The following is a 15,375-nucleotide window of genomic DNA, read 5'->3' as shown; positions in this document are numbered from 1 at the left end:
GGCCGGCGCCCTACTTGCCGGTGCCGGCCTCCGGTGCGGGTTCCGTGGCTGTGCTGCCGGAGTGTCCGGCAGCCGTCGCATCCGCTCCGGGCTTTGGGCCGGCCGGTGCCGCCGCGGCTTCTTCCGTGGGGTCGGAAGCATGCCTGGAACCGCTGTGGTTATCAGGGAGATTACCACGCGAATCACTATCTGAGACAACAGTGTCCGGATCACGGACCTCTGTGACTGTCCCGGCATGTGGTCCCGTTGTCACGGCCTTGTCCGGTTCACGGCCGCGAGGTACACGGTGTCCGGGTCCGGTACCCTTGAGGCCGAGCAGGATGAAGGCGGCCAGGGCTGCCAGGAACACGAAGATGCTGGTCCACACATTGAGCCTGGTGGTGATGCCGAAGATGCTGATCTGCTCAGCATCGTCGATGCGCATGGCTTCAATCCAGACGCGGCCCAGCGTGTAGTACATGGCGTACAGCCAGAAGAGCCTGCTCCGGCGGAAGTTGAAGCGCCGGTCCAGGGCGAGCAGGATCAGGACGACGGCCAGGTTCCACAGCGACTCGTAGAGGAACGTGGGGTGGAAGAGGGTGTCGGCGGGCATGCTTACCGGAAAGTTGGGGTTGTTCGCGTCGATTTGCAGGCCCCACGGCAGGGTGGTGGGGCCGCCGAAGAGTTCCTGGTTGAAGTAGTTGCCCCACCGGCCAATGGCCTGTGCCAAGAGCAGGCCCGGCGCTGCGGTATCGACGAAGGCGCTCAGCTTGACGCCGCTGCGGCGGCACCCGATCCAGGCACCCACCGCACCGAGCACGACGGCGCCCCAGATTCCCAGCCCGCCCCGTTGGATCTGCGGGATCAGGGAGAGGTCTCCGGTGCCGTCAAAGCCGGGGCCGAAGTAGGCGTCCGGTGATGAGACCACGTGGTACAGCCGCCCCCCGATGATGCCAAAGGGGATGGCCCAGATGACGATGTCCCAGACGCTGCCTTCAGGCGCACCACGCTTGGCCCAGCGGACGGACGTCAGCCAAAGGCCTACGACGATGCTTACCAGGATGCACAACGCGTAGGCGTGGATCCGCAGGCTGCCCCATGGGAGGGGGATGTCGAAGCCGGACCAGTCCGGGCTGGGGATGCTGGCGGACACCAACGTGGGTGTCAGGGCGGTTGCCTGAAGGAGCGGCTGCACGGCTACGCCCCGGTTTCCTGCTTGAGGCCGGATTCCAGGGCCAGCCCGGTGGCGAGGTCCTTGGTGAGGGCGCCGACGGCGTCCACTCCCCCGTCGCGGAGGGCGGCCACCAGTGCCGTGCCCACGATGACGCCTTCGGCGTAGGCTGCGATTTCGCGGACCTGGTCCGCGGTGGAGACGCCAAGGCCCACGCAGACGCGTTCGGCGCCTGCACCGTGCGCGGCTGCCACAACATCCTTGGCGGCCGTGCTGACGGATGTCCGTGCGCCCGTGACGCCCATGATGGACACGGCGTAGACGAAGCCGCGGCTCGCGTCCACGGTGCGCTGCATGCGCTCCGGCGTGGAGGACGGTGCCACCAGGAACACCCGGTCCAGGCCGTACTTGTCAGAGGCTGCCATCCACTCGGCGGCCTCGTCCGGAATGAGGTCCGGGGTGATGAGCCCGGCGCCACCGGCTTCGGCGAGCCGGCGCGAGAACTCATCCACGCCCATGCGGACCACGGGGTTCCAGTAGGTCATGACCAGGACGGCGGCGTCGGTCCTGCTGGTGATGCCGGCGACGACGTCGAAGACCTGGCTGACGTGGAAGCCCTTGGCCAGGGCCTCGGTGGTGGCGGCCTGGATGACCTGGCCGTCCATGACCGGATCGGAGTAGGGGATGCCGATTTCGATCAGGTCGGCTCCGTTCTCCGCCAGGGCGATGCCTGCGGCGATGGTTTCCTCCACGCTGGGGTAGCCGGCGGGAAGGTAGCCGATGAGCGCCGAGCGCCCCTGGGAACGGGCCCTGTCGATCGCTGCTGCCGACTTGCTGGCCGTCTCTGCCTGGTTGGCGATGTCTGCGCTGCTCACAGCTGCTCCCCCTCTTTGCCGATTTCCGATTCGGCGGAATTTTTGTCCAACAGGTCAAACCATTCGGCGGCGGTGGCTACGTCCTTGTCACCGCGTCCGGAAAGGTTGACGATGATGATCTTTTCGGCGGCGGAAGCGGCGTCCTCGGCGGCAAGCCGCTGGCCCACCTTGATGGCTCCGGCCAGCGCATGCGAGGACTCGATGGCGGGGATGATGCCTTCGGTGCGGCACAGGAGCCGGAAGGCGTCCATCGCTTCGCCGTCGGTGATGGGCTCGTAGCTGACCCGCCCGATGTCGGCCAGGTAGGAGTGCTCCGGGCCGACCCCGGGGTAGTCCAGTCCGGCGGAGATCGAGTGCGACTCGATGGTCTGCCCGTCGTCGTCCTGCATCAGGTAGGACCGTGCGCCATGGAGGACCCCGGGCTTGCCCAGGGTAATGGTCGCGGCGTGCCGGCCTGTCTCCACGCCTTCGCCGCCGGCCTCGAACCCGTAGATCTTCACGGTGGGATCATCCAGGAACCCGTGGAAGATGCCGATGGCGTTGGAGCCGCCGCCAATGCAGGCGCAGACAGCGTCCGGGAGCCGGCCCTCCTGCTCGAGGATCTGGGCGCGGGCTTCCTCGCCGATGACCTCGTGGAAGTAGCGGACCATGGCGGGGAACGGATGGGCTCCGGCGGCGGTGCCCAGCAGGTAGTGGGTGGTGGAAACGTTGGCTACCCAGTCCCGGAGGGCATCGTTGATGGCGTCCTTGAGGGTCTGGGAGCCGCTGGTCACGGGAATGACCTTGGCCCCCAGCAGCTCCATGCGGGCAACGTTCAGCGCCTGGCGGCGGCAGTCCTCGGCACCCATGTACACCACGCACTCCAGGCCCATGAGGGCGGCAGCGGTGGCACTGGCCACGCCGTGCTGGCCGGCGCCGGTCTCGGCGATGATGCGGGTCTTGCCCATGCGCTTGGCGAGCAGGGCCTGGCCCAGGACGTTGTTGATCTTGTGCGAGCCCGTGTGGTTGAGGTCCTCGCGCTTGAGGAACACCCGCACTCCCCCGGCGTGCTGGGAGAACCGCTTGGCTTCCGTCAGCAGGGACGGGCGGCCGGAGTAGTTCTTGTTCAGGTCGGCGATCTGGGCCCGGAAGTCGGGGTCGTCCTTGGCCTTGTTGAAGGTCTCTTCAAGTTCGTCCAGGGCGGCGATGAGGGACTCGGGCATCCATCGGCCGCCGTAGTTGCCGAAGTACGGCCCCGGGGCGTGGCGGAGGGATCCCCCCTGCAGGAATGCTTCCGCGGTGGTGTTGTCAGCGTTTCCTGAGGATGCTTCAGCCATCAGTCCTGTCCTGTTCGAAGTTGGTGGTCAAAAGTGTGCATTTCCGGTACCGGGCCGGAACGGGTGCCTGTCCTGCGGGGCAACGTACTGCTGCCCAGCAGGAGGCAGGATGGGGCGTGCCTTAGCTGCGGGCAGCGATGGCGGCGGCGCCGGCGGCAGTGAACTCGGCGATGCGTTCCCGCGGCGTGGCGTGGCTTACCAGGGCCTCGCCCACCAGGATGGCGTTGGCGCCGCTGGCGGCGTAGTGCGTGACGTCGTCCGCGTCGCGGACGCCTGATTCGGCAACCACGACAGCCTCGGCGGGGATCATTCCTGCCAGTGAGGCAAAAACCGAACGGTCGACGTCGAGCGTCTTCAGGTTGCGCACGTTGACGCCGATGATCCGGGCGTTGGCCGCGATGGCCCGCTCGATTTCTTCCTCCGTGTGCGTCTCCACCAGCACGTTCATGCCGAGCTCGCGGCTGAGGGCGCTGAACTCGGTGAGCTGCGCGTCCGAAAGCGCGGCCACGATGAGCAGGATGAGGTCGGCACCGTGGGCACGGGCCTCCCAGATCTGGTACTCGTCGAGCGTGAAGTCCTTGCGCAGCAGCGGGATGTCGACGGCGGCGCGCACGGCGTCGAGGTCGGCCAGCGACCCGTTGAAGCGGCGCTGTTCGGTGAGGACGCTGATGACGGAGGCACCGCCGTCGGCGTACTGCCGGGCGAGCGACGCCGGATCTCCGATGCTGGCGAGATCGCCCTTGGAGGGGCTGCGGCGCTTGATTTCGGCGATGACTTTCAGCTGTTCCCGGGTTGGGGAGGTTCCGCCGAGGGCCGCCCACGCGTCGCGGGCGGGTGTCGCTGCCTGGGCCAGGTCCTTCAGCTCAGCCAGGGAAACGAGCCGCTTCCTGGCCTCCATATCCTCCCTGACACCGGCGTTGATGTCGTCGAGAACAGTCGCCATCAGTGGCCGGAGTTCTTCAGCTTGCTGCCTTCGACGCCGTAGCCTGCTTTGCGCATGACGTAACCGAGGATCAGGCCGATGACCATGACAACGGCGCCGCCAATGAAGATGGGGGTGCTGGCGATAACGAAGGCGATGGCTGCGATGAGCGCGCCGACGAGCATGACGATGACGCAGGTCCATGCTGCCGGGCTGTTGCCGTGGCCCAGTTCCTGGCTGTGGTCAATGGCGCCCGGGGCGACCTGGCGGGTGCCGGACTTGGAAACGGACGCAGGTGCTTTGCTCATGGAAAATCTCCTCAGGGTGGATACTGCTTACATTCTGCCATTTTTTGGCCGCCGACCGCGTACCGCCGGGCCCGACGCCCGTGCCGGCGGTGGCGGCCACAGGCCTTACGTTGGGTCCTCGCCGCGGGAAAGCCGGTCCCAGCTGTCAATCTCGTCCACCGGTCCCGCCGCTGCAGCGGTTCCCGCGGCGCCGGGCGCGTCATATTTGGTGCGCGTCTTCCAGTAACGGGACGCCGGCAGGATCAGGAGGGCTGCCAGCGCCAACAGGCAGCCGGCGACGACGGCGAGTACCGGAAAGGGGGTGAGCTCCACATGCGCCTGGCTGCCGGAGATCCCGGTGGCGCCTGCAATGGTTCCCTGCGCGGCCGAGAGCGGGTCGGCCAGGACCGTTGCCGCGGCGGTGACCACACCGGCTGAGGCCAGGACGATGATGGCGGTGATGACCCACCGTGCGATCCTGCCGGCGATGGCAGCTGCCAGTCCCCCGGCAAGGGCCACTAGGGCCAGGGCCGTGACGGTGGTGGCGGCCTTGCTGCCCTGCACCTGGATGGCACTTTGGGTGGCGGCAGCCTGGCCGACCTGATTGGGGTCCAGGGTGGCAGTCATCCAGGTCTGGGTGGTGGTGCCGAAGGCGGCCAGCGCGAGGAGGGCGATCAGCATCACCAGCGTCGACTTGCGTGCCCACACCGGCGTGCCGCGGTTCTTCCGCGCCTTGCCTGCTTTGCCGGCCTTGCCCGCAGTTACTCCGGAATCCGGCATCAGGAGTCCGTCCCGCCGGGCAGGGATTCCGCGGAAATGTTGTGCAGCGATCCGGCGGTGTGGACTGCGCGCAGCGGGGCGGCGGCCTTGTTGACGGTTTCTATGGCCTCGGTGGGGTTCACCGAGTCCGCCACGATGCCGCCGCCGGCCTGGACGTAGGCGCGCCCTTCCCGGATCAGCGCCGACCTGATGGCGATGGCCATGTCCATGTCCCCGGCGAAGTCGAGGTAGCCCACCACGCCGCCGTAGATGCCGCGGCGGTGCGGTTCCAGCTCATCGAGCAGGCGCAGCGCCCTGGGCTTGGGGGCTCCGGAGAGCGTGCCGGCCGGGAACGTGGCCTTCAGGACGTCGTAAGCCTTGGCCTGCGGAGCGAGCTGCCCCACCACGGTGGATACCAGGTGCATGATGTGGCTGAAGCGCTCCACCTCCATGAACTGGGTGACATCCACCGTGCCGGCAACGCAGACCTTGGAGAGGTCGTTGCGGGACAGGTCCACCAGCATCAGGTGCTCGGCGCGTTCCTTCTGGTCCGCCAGCAGTTCCTCGGCCAGGGCCTTGTCCGCTTCGACCGTCTTGCCGCGGGGGCGGGAGCCGGCGATGGGGTGGGTGATGACTTCCTCGCCCGTGACCGTCACCAGCGCTTCCGGGGAGGACCCGACGATGGAGTATTCGCGGCCCTCGGCGTCTTCGAGGCTGAAAATGTACATGTAGGGGCTGGGGTTGGTGTTGCGGAGCACGCGGTAGACGTCAAGGGCGGACGCCTTGCACTCCATCTCGAAGCGGCGCGAGATCACCACCTGGAAGACTTCGCCGTCGACGATGGCTTCCTTGCCGCGGTCAAGGGCTGCCAGGTATTCGGCTTCGTCCCAGCGTTCCTGGACGCTCGAGGCGAAGTCCAGGGCAGCAGGTGCCAGCACGGACACGGGCTGCACCACGGGGGCGCTGATCCTGGCCAGGAGTTCCTTGACCCGGGCCACGGCGTCGTGCCAGGCCTCATCGACGCGCTCGGAGCTGTTGTCGAAGTTGATGGCATTGGCGATCAGCAGGACCGTACCGTCAACGTTGTCGTGCACCGCCATGTCCGTGACCAGGTTCAGGGCCATCTCGGGCAGGTGCAGATCGTCCTCCGGCGGACTGACCAGCCGCTCCCAGTGCCGGACGGTTTCCCAGCCGAGGAAGCCCACCAGGCCGGAGGTGAACGGCGGCAGCCCCTCGAACCGGTCAGTGCGCAGGGCATCGATGGTGTCGCGGATGGCTTCCACCGGACTGCCGCTGACCGGCACCCCGGCGGGCGGCTCGCCCAGCCAGTGCGCCTGGCCGTCCTTGGTGGTCAGCGTGGCGCGGGATTTGGCACCGATGAAGGAGTAGCGTGACCAGGCTCCGCCTACGGCGGCCGATTCCATGAGGAAGGTGCCGGGCTGCCCCTGGGCCAGCTTCCGGTACAGGCCGATGGGGGTTTCGGCGTCGGCGAGGACCTTGAGCCGGACGGGAATGACGCGGCTGTGGCCGGCGAGTTCCCGGAACTCCTCAAGGCTTGGGCTGATGGTTCCGAGGTCCTGCATGGCTGTGCTTGTCCGCCTGTTCTTCAAAAAGGGCCGGCGTTGCCGGCACCTTGGTTGTGCTTTGCTGGGATGGCCGCCGCCGGGTGGAAACGCCGGCCGGGCTGTCGCTGCCGCCTACCCTGCCTGACCGGCCACCACGTCGAGGTCCCTGCCGTCGAAGCAGGTTCGGGTGCCGGTGTGGCAGGCGGCGCCCACCTGGTCGACGCGCACCAGCAGTGCGTCGCCGTCGCAGTCCATGGCCACGGATTTGACCCACTGGACGTGCCCCGAGGTGTCCCCCTTGCGCCAGTACTCCTGGCGGGAGCGGGAGTAGAACGTCACGCGGCCGGTGGTCATGGTGCGGTGGAGGGCTTCGTCGTCCATCCAGCCAAGCATGAGCACTTCGTTCGTGTCGTACTGCTGCACCACAGCGGCCACCAGGCCTGCGCCGTCGCGCTTGAGCGCGGCGGCCACCTCCTCGGGAAGCGGGCTTGCCGGCGGGGCGGATTCAACGGACGGCGCCGGCACGGACTGCACGGGAGCGGACACGGCGGATCCTGCGGTTTGGACGGGGGTTGGCTGCTCAGACATCGGGTCAAGTCTAGTGCCTCCGCCGGGCCGGTCTCCTGTTGTGAACAACGGCACGCCACCGGCCGCCGCAGTGCTGCCCAACTCCACACCACTCGTGCTAGTTTCACAAGTGATGCATTTCGTCGAACCGTCCCGAGAAGTCCTGGCCGAAACCCTGCTTGCGGCCGGCCCTGATGCGCCCACGCTGTGCAAGGGCTGGCGTACCAGGGACCTTGCCGCGCACCTGTACCTGCGCGAGCGGAAGGCCGCCGTCGGGCTCGGTTTGATCATCAAGCGCCTGGCCAAGGCCTCGGACCAGGCCACCGCAAAGCTGGCCGCCAAGCTCACCAGCAACGAGGACTACGCCCGGCTGGTGAACACCTTCCGCGCCGGGCCGCCGGCCCTCTCCCCGATGAGCATCCGGGCGCTGGACGAAAGCGCCAACCTGATCGAGTACTTCGTGCACACGGAGGACGTCCGGCGCGCCGTGGACCGGTGGGCCCCCCGGGCACTGGACGAGGCCTACTCGGACGCGCTCTGGGACGAACTGGTTAAACGCGCCGCCATTCTCTACCGCGGCGTGGACCTTGGCATTGTCCTGGTCCGCCCGTCCGGGCCGAGGCACGTGGCCAAGCGCGCGCCCGTTTCGGTGGCCATCGTCGGCGAGCCGGGCGAACTGCTGATGCACGCCCATGGCCGCACCCGCCACGCCCTGGTCACGTTCGAAGGCCAGCCGGACGCCGTAGCCCTTCTCCAGTCAGCCGAAGTAGGACTGTAGAAACAAGGTCGCTGACCAGGGTGGGCGAAGGTGGGCCCACGCCCGCGGGGTTCCCTGGCCGAGGAGCCGCTCCGGCGAGGGCCCCAGCCCGAGCTTGCGAGGGCAGGGAGGCGGTGCGGACTTGCGAGGTTAAGGGGCGGTGGGGACTACCTGACTTCGAAGCCTGCCTCGCGGATGGCGTCCTTGACCTGGGACATCATGTTGTCCGGGCCCCAGTGGAAAATTGACGCAGCCAGGACGGCGTCCGCGCCGGCCTCGACGGCGGGCGGGAAGTGCGCCGGCTCCCCCGCGCCGCCGGAGGCGATGATGGGGACCCTGACGGCGGCCCGGACCAGCTTGATGAGTTCGAGGTCGAACCCGTCCTTGGTGCCGTCGGCATCGATGGAGTTCAGCAGGATCTCCCCGACGCCGCGGTCGGCTGCTTCCCTGGCCCATTCGATGGCGTCGATCCCGGTGCCGGTGCGGCCGCCGTGGGTGGTCACTTCGAAGCCCGACGGCGTGGGCCGGGATCCCGGGCGCGTCCGGCGGGCGTCGACGGACAGGACCAGCACCTGGGAACCGAAGTGCCGGGTGATCTCGTCGATGACGTCCGGGCGCGCCACGGCCGCGGTGTTGATGGAGGCTTTGTCCGCGCCGTAGCGCAGGAGCTTGTCCACCTCGGCCACCCCACGGACGCCGCCGCCAACGGTGAGCGGGATGAAGACTTCCTCGGCGGTGCGCCGGACGACGTCGAACGTGGTCTCCCGGTTACCGGACGACGCGGTGACGTCGAGGAAGGTCAGTTCGTCGGCGCCGGCGTTGTCGTAGCGGTGGGCGAGTTCCACGGGGTCGCCGGCATCGCGGAGGCCCTCGAAGTTGACGCCCTTGACGACGCGCCCGGCGTCGACATCAAGGCAGGGAATGACCCGTACTGCTACTGCCATGGGAACTCCTGGTATTCGGTGGTGCTGGGGAAGCCGTTGATCAGATGCGGCAGGCGTGGATGCTGCTGACCAAAATGGCGCGGGCGCCCAGGTCGTACAGTTCATCCATGATCCGGTTGGTTTCCTTCTTGGGCACCATGGACCGGACGGCTACCCAGTCGGAGTCCCGCAGCGGGGAGACGGTGGGCGATTCGAGGCCGGGAGTCAGGCTGGCGGCCTTCTCCACGAGTTCCTTGCGGATGTCGTAGTCCATCAGGACGTACTGGCGCGCCACCAGGACGCCCTGGAGGCGGCGGATGAGGACCTCGATCTCCTTGGCCGTGCCGTTGGCGGCTCAGCCGGCGCCGGTGCGCCGGATCAGGACGGCTTCGGATTTGAGGATGGGTTCGCCGAAGATTTCCATGCCGGCGGCCTTGAGGGTGTTGCCGGTTTCCACGACGTCGGCGATGGCGTCCGCGACGCCGAGGCGCACGGAGGATTCAACGGCGCCGTCGAGCCGGACCACCTTGGCATTGATGCCGCGTTCTGCCAGGTAGTTGCGCAGCAATCCGTCGTAACTGGTGGCAAGGCGCTTGCCTTCGAGCTCGGCGGCGGAACTGAAATCGCCCACCGGGCCCGCAAAGCGGAACGTGGAGGCGGCGAAGCCCAGTGGAAGCAGTTCTTCGGCTTCCACCTCGGCGTCCAGCAGCAGGTCGCGGCCGGTGATGCCGACGTCGAGCGTTCCCCGGCCCACGTATACCGCGATGTCGCGGGGGCGGAGGAAGAAGAACTCAATGTCGTTGTCGGGGTCAACCATGACCAGCTCGCGGCTGTCGCGCCGCTGGCGGTATCCGGCTTCGGAGAGCATGGCGGAGGCGGCTTCGGACAGGGAGCCCTTGTTGGGAACGGCTACTCGCAGCATGGGAAATTCTTTCTGGGTGGAAGGTCTGGGTTATCAGGCAATGCAGGCCACAGGAGGCCGCGGCAGAGCGTACCGGTGGCTACAGATGCTTGTAGACGTCTTCCAGGGTCAGGCCTTTTGCGAGCATCAGAACCTGCAGGTGGTACAACAGCTGGGAGATTTCCTCGGCCGCAGCTTCATCGGATTCATATTCGGCAGCCATCCATACTTCGGCTGCTTCCTCAACGACTTTTTTGCCGATGCCGTGAACACCGGACTCCAATTCAGCGACGGTGCGGGAGCCTTCCGGGCGGGTGGCTGCCTTCTCGCTGAGCTCAGCGAACAGCGTCTCGAAATTCTTCACGCCCTCCAGCCTACTTGCTGCGGCCGTGGGGGCGCTTCCCGGGCGGTTGCATGACGGGCGCGATGTGAGGGAATACACACCGCGCCCGTGCAGCGGGGTGCCGCTTAGCTGCGGTATTGCTTGAGGACGACGGCGGTGGCCAGTGCCGCGGTGACGGCCTCGTGGCCCTTATCTTCCTTGGAGCCGGGCAGGCCGGCGCGGTCCAGGCCCTGCTGTTCGTTGTCGCAGGTGAGCACGCCGAAGCCCACCGGCACGCCGGTGGAGACGCTGACGTCGGTGAGGCCCGACGTCGCAGCCTGGCAGACGTAGTCGAAGTGCGGCGTGCCGCCGCGGATCACGACGCCGAGGGCCACCACGGCGTCAAAGTGCGGTGCCAGCCGCGCGGCGGCCACGGGAAGTTCGAAGCTGCCGGGAACCCGGAGAACGGTGGGCTCGGCGATCCCGGCATCCTTGGCGGCGCGGAGTGCACCGTCCAGGAGGCCATCCATGATCTGCGTGTGCCAGCTGGCTGCGATGATGGCCAGCTTCAGCTGCGAGGTTTCAGCCGGGTTGAGGGTGCTGAGGTCGATGTCGGGGGCGCCGTGTCCGCTCATGGGTTTCTTGTGTTCCGTTCGTTCGTGAAGACGTCAGTCTTGCTCGTGGTCGTAAGGTGTTTCGGGGGCCGTCACAGGCACGGGAGCCACCTGGGTGTCCAGCACCAGCCGGTGTTCCATGCGGTCCTTCTTGGTGCGCAGGTACCGGATGTTCTGTTCGCGGGAGGGGACCTCTGTGGGAACCATTTCCACGACCGTCACCCCGGCCTTGGCCAGCCTGTTCTGCTTGTCCGGGTTGTTGCTCAGCAGCCGGACTTCATGCAGGCCCATTTCCGCGAGGATCTGGGCCGCGGCCTTGTAGCAGCGGGCATCAACGGGAAGGCCCAGCTGCTCGTTGGCTTCGACGGTGTCAAAGCCCGCTTCCTGCAGCGCGTAGGCCTTGATCTTGTTGGCCAGGCCAATGCCGCGGCCTTCCTGGCCGCGGAGGTAGAGCAGGGTTCCTCCGTTGTCCCGGATCAGCTCCAGCGCGAAGGCGAGCTGTTCCCCGCAGTCGCACCGGTAGGAGCCAAAGACATCCCCGGTGAGGCACTCGGAATGCAGCCGGACAAGGGGAGCTTTTCCGTCGGTGGGAGCATTGGGGGAACTGACGGCCAGATGCTCCACGCCTGTTACGAGGTCTGTCCACGCCTGCGCCACGAAGTCGCCAAAGGCGGTGGGCAGTTTCACCACGGGCCCTCCGCTGACGGGATGGGGCGCTTCACCGGACACCGCGTGGGGCTTCCGGTGACCATTGTGCTGGCTGTCGTCGCTGGCTGCCGCTGCCGTCATCGTTTCTCCTTTTCTTCACCCGGGACCGCCCGGGCATCCTCGTCCGGTGCTCCCCCGGTCCCGGCTTCAAGATACGCCACCAGGTCCTCGATGGAGATCAGGGGGCACCCATGTTCAGCTGCGAACGAACGGAGCCCGTCCAGGCGCATCATTTCGCCGTCGTCGTACACCACTTCCGCGATCACCCCGACGGGTGCAAGGCCTGCCAGGCGGCACAGGTCCACAGCGGCCTCGGTGTGGCCCTGGCGTTCCCGCACACCTCCATCAACTGCACGGAGCGGGAAAATATGCCCCGGCCGGGTCACGGATGCCGGACCGGCCTGCGGGTCCGCCAGGATGCGCGCGGTCAGGGCCCGGTCCGTTGCGGAGATTCCCGTGCTGACGCCGACGGCCGCGTCGCAGGAGACGGTGTAGGCAGTGCCCTTCGCGTCCTCGTTGACAGCCGTCATGGGAGGCAGTGCCAGTGCGTCCGCGCGCTCCCCGGTCAACGGCACGCAGATCACGCCGGAGCTGTACCGGATGGTCCAGCCCATCAGCGCCGGCGTGGCGTGCTGGGCGGCGAAGATGATGTCGCCTTCGTTTTCGCGGTCCTCGTTGTCGACCACCAGCACCGGACGCCCGGCGGCCATGGCGCGCACGGCGTCCGCGATGGGGTCCAGTCCCCGGGCGGGCCCCGAAGATGCCCGGCCGGTCACCGGGTCACCGGATGCCGGGGTGCCGGTCACGGCGTTGGTCACGGGGTCATGGGCCACGGCGGGCTCCAGGCGTACTGCTGCGTTCACCGTGCACCTCCCGCAATGGCAGCTTGGCCGCTGACGGCCGGTGCGGCGGTACCGCGGAAGGCAAGCAGCCGTTCGGTGTATTTGGCCAGGACGTCGACTTCAAGATTCACCCGGCTGCCGGTGGTCTTGGTGCCCAGGCCGGTTTCGGCGAGGGTGGTGGGGATCAGGCCCACTTCGAACCAGGGTTCCTGCTCTGCGGCCGGACTGACTGCCGTCACGGTGAGGGAGACGCCGTCGATGGCGATGGAGCCTTTCTCTGCGATGTAGCGGGCCAGGTTGGCGGGGACGCCGAAGCGCAGCCGCTCCCAGTTGCCCTGGGGTTCCCGTTCGAGCAGGACGCCCACGCCGTCCACGTGGCCTTGCACCACGTGGCCGTCCAGGCGGCCGCCTGCGGGAACGCAGCGCTCCAGGTTGACTGAGTCGCCTGCAGCGAGCTCGCCGATGGTGCTCCGGACCAGGGTCTCCCCCATGACGTCGACGCTGAAGTCCTTGCCGTCAATCGCTGTTGCCGTGAGGCAGACCCCGTTGACGGCGATGGAGCCCCCAAGTGCCAGGCCCTCGGTGGAGGCGGGCGCGTGCAGCCGGACGGTGGCGCTGGTGTTGCCGTCGCGCTCGACGGACAGCACCTGCCCCTGCTCGGCAATAATTCCGGTAAACATCAGTAGCCTCCCTGGGCTGGCTCCGCGGCTGTGCGGGTTGGTGGGTGGTCAAGTGCAACGTGCCGTTGCGGTCTGAGGTGGAGTCTGAGGTCCCGGCCCAGCGTCCGGACCGCGCCGCCGTCGGACGCGTCCCATTCCCACTGCTGGGCGTCGGGAAGGCTGGTGATGCCCAGCCCGTTCAGAGCGGGGGTGCCGGATCCCAGCAGGGTGGGCGCCAGGTACACGATCAGTTCGTCAACCAGGCCTGCCGCCAGGAAGGAGCTGAGGATGCTGGACCCGCCCTCCACCATGACATGCCGGATGCCGGACGAGTACAGCATGGACAACGCTTGGTGCGGGTCGCGGGTGGGAAGGTGGACGGCCAGGCCATCGTCACCGTGGATTGCGGCGCCCTCCGGAATATCACGGAGACCCATGACGGCACGGACCGGCTGCTTGGGCGCGGGATTGCCGGCGGCGTCCCGGGCGGTCAGCCGGGGGTTGTCCACTATTACGGTCTGGGTGCCCACCAGGATGGCGTCGATGCGGCTGCGGATCCCGTGGTTGTCGGCCAGGGACTCCGGGCTGGAGATCCACTGGCTGGTGCCGTCTTCGGCAGCGATGCGGGCGTCCAGGGTCTGCGCGATGTGCAGGGTGACGAACGGCCGCTTGGCAGCCACCGCCTCGAACCACTGCCGGTTCAGGTCCAGCGCCTCGTCGGCACCCAGGCCGCTGCGGACCCTGACACCGGCTGCGCGCAGTGTTGCCGCGCCCCCGGCAGCGGGGTCGTGGGGGTCGTCCACGGCGTAGACCACATCAGTGATCCCGGCCGCGATGATCGCTTCCGTGCACGGTCCGGTGCGGCCCACATGGTTGCAGGGTTCCAGCGTGACCACCATGGTGCAGCCGGACAGGTCCAGGCCGACGGCGGCGGCCTGGGCAATCGCGTCGGCTTCAGCGTGTGCGGTGCCGGCGCCGCGGTGGTAGCCGGCAACGAGCTGCTTGCCGTCAGCGCCTACGACGACGGCGCCCACCAGGGGATTCGCGCCTCGCGGGCCTTTCAGCGCTGCCTGGAGGGCCTGCTCCATGGCGGCCGTTTCGGCGGCGCTGAAGGCAGTGACCACCCCGGCGGCCGGCTGAAGCTTTACGGCGCCCGTCATGAGGCTGCCGTTGCGGAGGTGTGGCCTGCCTTTGAAGCGGCAGGGCTTGCGGCGTTTAAGAGCCATCGCTGGGGGTTCATTCGTGTGTCGTTCCTTCCCTGTCGAACCGCGATGGCTCCGGGGATACGACAGCAGAACGCTGCGGAGCCAAAAGGCTGCGCAGATACAGCTGTACGTGCTTCTCTCATCCAGACTTTAACTGTCGGTACCGGAATTCCACCGGTTCAACCGTCTGCCGGAGCCCCCCTGGGAGAACAACGGCGCGCGGGTCGCGGACTGTCACCGCCGGTTCGGACTTACACCGACCCCGGAGCACGTATGTGTGTTGTTATTGTGCCATAACCGGGAGGGGCTCCCGGTTATTCCGTCGCCGCGCGTAACGTCCGGCTGCCCTTGGCGCGCAGCAGGTCGATGGCAGCGGACGGATCGTCGGCGCCGTAGACGGCGGAACCGGCCACAAAGACGTTCGCCCCGGCCTCGGCGGCCCGGGCAATGGTCTCTTCCGTGATGCCACCGTCAACCTGGATGGCCACCCCCAGTCCGGAGCCCTCCACGGCCGCGCGGGCCCTGCGGATCTTGGGCAGCGTGATGTCCAGAAACGCCTGGCCGCCGAAGCCCGGCTCCACAGTCATGATGAGCAGCATGTCGAGTTCGGGCAGCATGTCAAGGTACGGCTCCACCGGGGTTGCCGGGCGCAGGGCCATCCCCGCTTTGGATCCCCTGCTGCGCAGTTCCCGTGCCAGCTTGATGGGCGCAATGGAAGCTTCGGCGTGGAACGTCACGGAGGCCAGGCCGGCGTCAGCGAAACCAGGCGCCCAGCGGTCCGCGTCGGCGATCATCAGGTGGGCGTCCAGCGGCACGGGGCTGACGGCCTGGATCCGCTGCACGACGGGCAACCCGAGGGTCAGGTTGGGGACGAAGTGGTTGTCCATGACGTCAACGTGCACGGCGTCGGCATTGCTGATCCGCTGCAGTTCGGCCTCAAGGTTCACGAAGTCGGCGGAGAGGATGCTCGGGTTGATGCAGCATTGCGTCACGGGGGTGCCTT

At 67.6% G+C, this 15,375-nt stretch carries 17 protein-coding genes, 1 pseudogene and 1 riboswitch; of the genes and pseudogenes, 1 reads left to right on the top strand and 17 read right to left on the bottom strand.

What is annotated here, in order from left to right:
* Nucleotides 1-10: 10 nt before the first annotated feature.
* The 8 genes from lgt to hisI all read right to left on the bottom strand — a co-directional run bounded on the left by lgt (nucleotide 11) and on the right by hisI (nucleotide 7,462).
* The gene (gene lgt / locus NMQ03_RS08755; RefSeq protein WP_255175228.1) at nucleotides 11-1,174 is read right to left on the bottom strand and encodes a prolipoprotein diacylglyceryl transferase; all 1,164 of its coding nucleotides are present in this window, start codon (nucleotides 1,172-1,174) and stop codon (nucleotides 11-13) included.
* Nucleotides 1,175-1,176: 2 nt separating this feature from the next.
* Entirely contained in the window at nucleotides 1,177-2,025 is an 849-nt protein-coding gene (trpA, locus tag NMQ03_RS08750; RefSeq protein ID WP_255175227.1) for a tryptophan synthase subunit alpha, read from the bottom strand.
* Nucleotides 2,022-3,341: a tryptophan synthase subunit beta gene (gene trpB, locus NMQ03_RS08745; protein ID WP_255175226.1), complete on the bottom strand. Its 1,320-nt coding sequence runs from the start codon at nucleotides 3,339-3,341 to the stop codon at nucleotides 2,022-2,024. The genes trpA and trpB overlap by 4 nt, the downstream gene beginning before the upstream one ends.
* 121 nt (nucleotides 3,342-3,462) lie before the next feature.
* The gene (trpC, locus tag NMQ03_RS08740; protein WP_255175225.1) at nucleotides 3,463-4,284 is read right to left on the bottom strand and encodes an indole-3-glycerol phosphate synthase TrpC; all 822 of its coding nucleotides are present in this window, start codon (nucleotides 4,282-4,284) and stop codon (nucleotides 3,463-3,465) included.
* Nucleotides 4,284-4,571 (bottom strand): HGxxPAAW family protein, encoded by a 288-nt coding sequence (locus NMQ03_RS08735; RefSeq protein ID WP_141160741.1) that lies wholly within the window; start codon nucleotides 4,569-4,571, stop codon nucleotides 4,284-4,286. The genes trpC and NMQ03_RS08735 overlap by 1 nt, the downstream gene beginning before the upstream one ends.
* Nucleotides 4,572-4,676: 105 nt before the next feature.
* The gene (locus NMQ03_RS08730; RefSeq protein WP_255175224.1) at nucleotides 4,677-5,330 is read right to left on the bottom strand and encodes a Trp biosynthesis-associated membrane protein; all 654 of its coding nucleotides are present in this window, start codon (nucleotides 5,328-5,330) and stop codon (nucleotides 4,677-4,679) included.
* A complete protein-coding gene (locus NMQ03_RS08725) occupies nucleotides 5,330-6,892 on the bottom strand; it encodes an anthranilate synthase component I (protein ID WP_255175223.1) in 1,563 nt (520 codons plus the stop codon). Before NMQ03_RS08725 ends, NMQ03_RS08730 begins: the two co-directional genes overlap by 1 nt.
* Nucleotides 6,893-7,006: 114 nt before the next feature.
* Complete coding sequence (gene hisI, locus NMQ03_RS08720; RefSeq protein WP_255175222.1) at nucleotides 7,007-7,462, bottom strand: phosphoribosyl-AMP cyclohydrolase; 456 nt, start codon at nucleotides 7,460-7,462, stop codon at nucleotides 7,007-7,009.
* A 112-nt stretch (nucleotides 7,463-7,574) separates the two neighbouring features.
* On the opposite strand from hisI, the gene NMQ03_RS08715 reads away from it, so the two are divergent.
* Nucleotides 7,575-8,219, top strand: a complete 645-nt coding sequence (locus NMQ03_RS08715; protein WP_110544633.1) for a TIGR03085 family metal-binding protein — start codon at nucleotides 7,575-7,577, stop codon at nucleotides 8,217-8,219.
* Between the two features lie 146 nt (nucleotides 8,220-8,365).
* On the opposite strand, the gene hisF is transcribed toward NMQ03_RS08715, so the two are convergent.
* From hisF to rpe, 9 genes and pseudogenes are all read right to left on the bottom strand, one after another.
* Nucleotides 8,366-9,142, bottom strand: a complete 777-nt coding sequence (gene hisF, locus NMQ03_RS08710) for an imidazole glycerol phosphate synthase subunit HisF (protein ID WP_255175221.1) — start codon at nucleotides 9,140-9,142, stop codon at nucleotides 8,366-8,368.
* A 40-nt stretch (nucleotides 9,143-9,182) separates the two neighbouring features.
* Nucleotides 9,183-10,043 (bottom strand): annotated as a pseudogene (gene hisG / locus NMQ03_RS08705) (ATP phosphoribosyltransferase).
* A gap of 79 nt (nucleotides 10,044-10,122) precedes the next feature.
* Nucleotides 10,123-10,386, bottom strand: a complete 264-nt coding sequence (locus tag NMQ03_RS08700) for a phosphoribosyl-ATP diphosphatase (RefSeq protein ID WP_009358176.1) — start codon at nucleotides 10,384-10,386, stop codon at nucleotides 10,123-10,125.
* 104 nt (nucleotides 10,387-10,490) lie between these two features.
* Entirely contained in the window at nucleotides 10,491-10,979 is a 489-nt protein-coding gene (ribH, locus tag NMQ03_RS08695) for a 6,7-dimethyl-8-ribityllumazine synthase (protein ID WP_018770776.1), read from the bottom strand.
* A 33-nt stretch (nucleotides 10,980-11,012) separates the two neighbouring features.
* A complete protein-coding gene (ribA, locus tag NMQ03_RS08690) occupies nucleotides 11,013-11,747 on the bottom strand; it encodes a GTP cyclohydrolase II (RefSeq protein WP_255175220.1) in 735 nt (244 codons plus the stop codon).
* Entirely contained in the window at nucleotides 11,744-12,442 is a 699-nt protein-coding gene (gene ribB, locus NMQ03_RS08685; protein WP_255175568.1) for a 3,4-dihydroxy-2-butanone-4-phosphate synthase, read from the bottom strand. Before ribB ends, ribA begins: the two co-directional genes overlap by 4 nt.
* Before the next feature lie 83 nt (nucleotides 12,443-12,525).
* Nucleotides 12,526-13,188 (bottom strand): riboflavin synthase, encoded by a 663-nt coding sequence (locus NMQ03_RS08680; RefSeq protein WP_255175219.1) that lies wholly within the window; start codon nucleotides 13,186-13,188, stop codon nucleotides 12,526-12,528.
* Entirely contained in the window at nucleotides 13,188-14,327 is a 1,140-nt protein-coding gene (ribD, locus tag NMQ03_RS08675) for a bifunctional diaminohydroxyphosphoribosylaminopyrimidine deaminase/5-amino-6-(5-phosphoribosylamino)uracil reductase RibD (protein ID WP_255175567.1), read from the bottom strand. The genes NMQ03_RS08680 and ribD overlap by 1 nt, the downstream gene beginning before the upstream one ends.
* Nucleotides 14,328-14,498: 171 nt before the next feature.
* A riboswitch (FMN riboswitch) is annotated at nucleotides 14,499-14,647 on the bottom strand.
* A gap of 39 nt (nucleotides 14,648-14,686) precedes the next feature.
* Complete coding sequence (gene rpe / locus NMQ03_RS08670) at nucleotides 14,687-15,364, bottom strand: ribulose-phosphate 3-epimerase (RefSeq protein ID WP_255175218.1); 678 nt, start codon at nucleotides 15,362-15,364, stop codon at nucleotides 14,687-14,689.
* Between the last annotated feature and the right edge of the window lie 11 nt (nucleotides 15,365-15,375).

The sequence above is a fragment of the Arthrobacter sp. DNA4 genome, from assembly GCF_024362385.1.
GTDB lineage: Bacteria > Actinomycetota > Actinomycetes > Actinomycetales > Micrococcaceae > Arthrobacter.
Note: the sequence above shows the minus strand (reverse complement) of the source record. Positions and strands in the feature narration are given on the sequence as shown.

Excerpts from the sequence above, each read along its gene's own strand:
- trpB (WP_255175226.1), bottom strand. The coding sequence starts at position 3,341 with ATGGCTGAAGCATCCTCAGGAAACGCTGACAACACCACCGCGGAAGCA.
- trpC (WP_255175225.1), bottom strand. The coding sequence starts at position 4,284 with ATGGCGACTGTTCTCGACGACATCAACGCCGGTGTCAGGGAGGATATG.
- NMQ03_RS08735 (WP_141160741.1), bottom strand. The coding sequence starts at position 4,571 with ATGAGCAAAGCACCTGCGTCCGTTTCCAAGTCCGGCACCCGCCAGGTC.
- NMQ03_RS08730 (WP_255175224.1), bottom strand. The coding sequence starts at position 5,330 with ATGCCGGATTCCGGAGTAACTGCGGGCAAGGCCGGCAAAGCAGGCAAG.
- NMQ03_RS08725 (WP_255175223.1), bottom strand. The coding sequence starts at position 6,892 with ATGCAGGACCTCGGAACCATCAGCCCAAGCCTTGAGGAGTTCCGGGAA.
- hisI (WP_255175222.1), bottom strand. The coding sequence starts at position 7,462 with ATGTCTGAGCAGCCAACCCCCGTCCAAACCGCAGGATCCGCCGTGTCC.
- NMQ03_RS08715 (WP_110544633.1), top strand. The coding sequence starts at position 7,575 with ATGCATTTCGTCGAACCGTCCCGAGAAGTCCTGGCCGAAACCCTGCTT.
- hisF (WP_255175221.1), bottom strand. The coding sequence starts at position 9,142 with ATGGCAGTAGCAGTACGGGTCATTCCCTGCCTTGATGTCGACGCCGGG.
- ribH (WP_018770776.1), bottom strand. The coding sequence starts at position 10,979 with ATGAGCGGACACGGCGCCCCCGACATCGACCTCAGCACCCTCAACCCG.
- ribA (WP_255175220.1), bottom strand. The coding sequence starts at position 11,747 with ATGACGGCAGCGGCAGCCAGCGACGACAGCCAGCACAATGGTCACCGG.
- NMQ03_RS08680 (WP_255175219.1), bottom strand. The coding sequence starts at position 13,188 with ATGTTTACCGGAATTATTGCCGAGCAGGGGCAGGTGCTGTCCGTCGAG.
- ribD (WP_255175567.1), bottom strand. The coding sequence starts at position 14,327 with ATGACGGGCGCCGTAAAGCTTCAGCCGGCCGCCGGGGTGGTCACTGCC.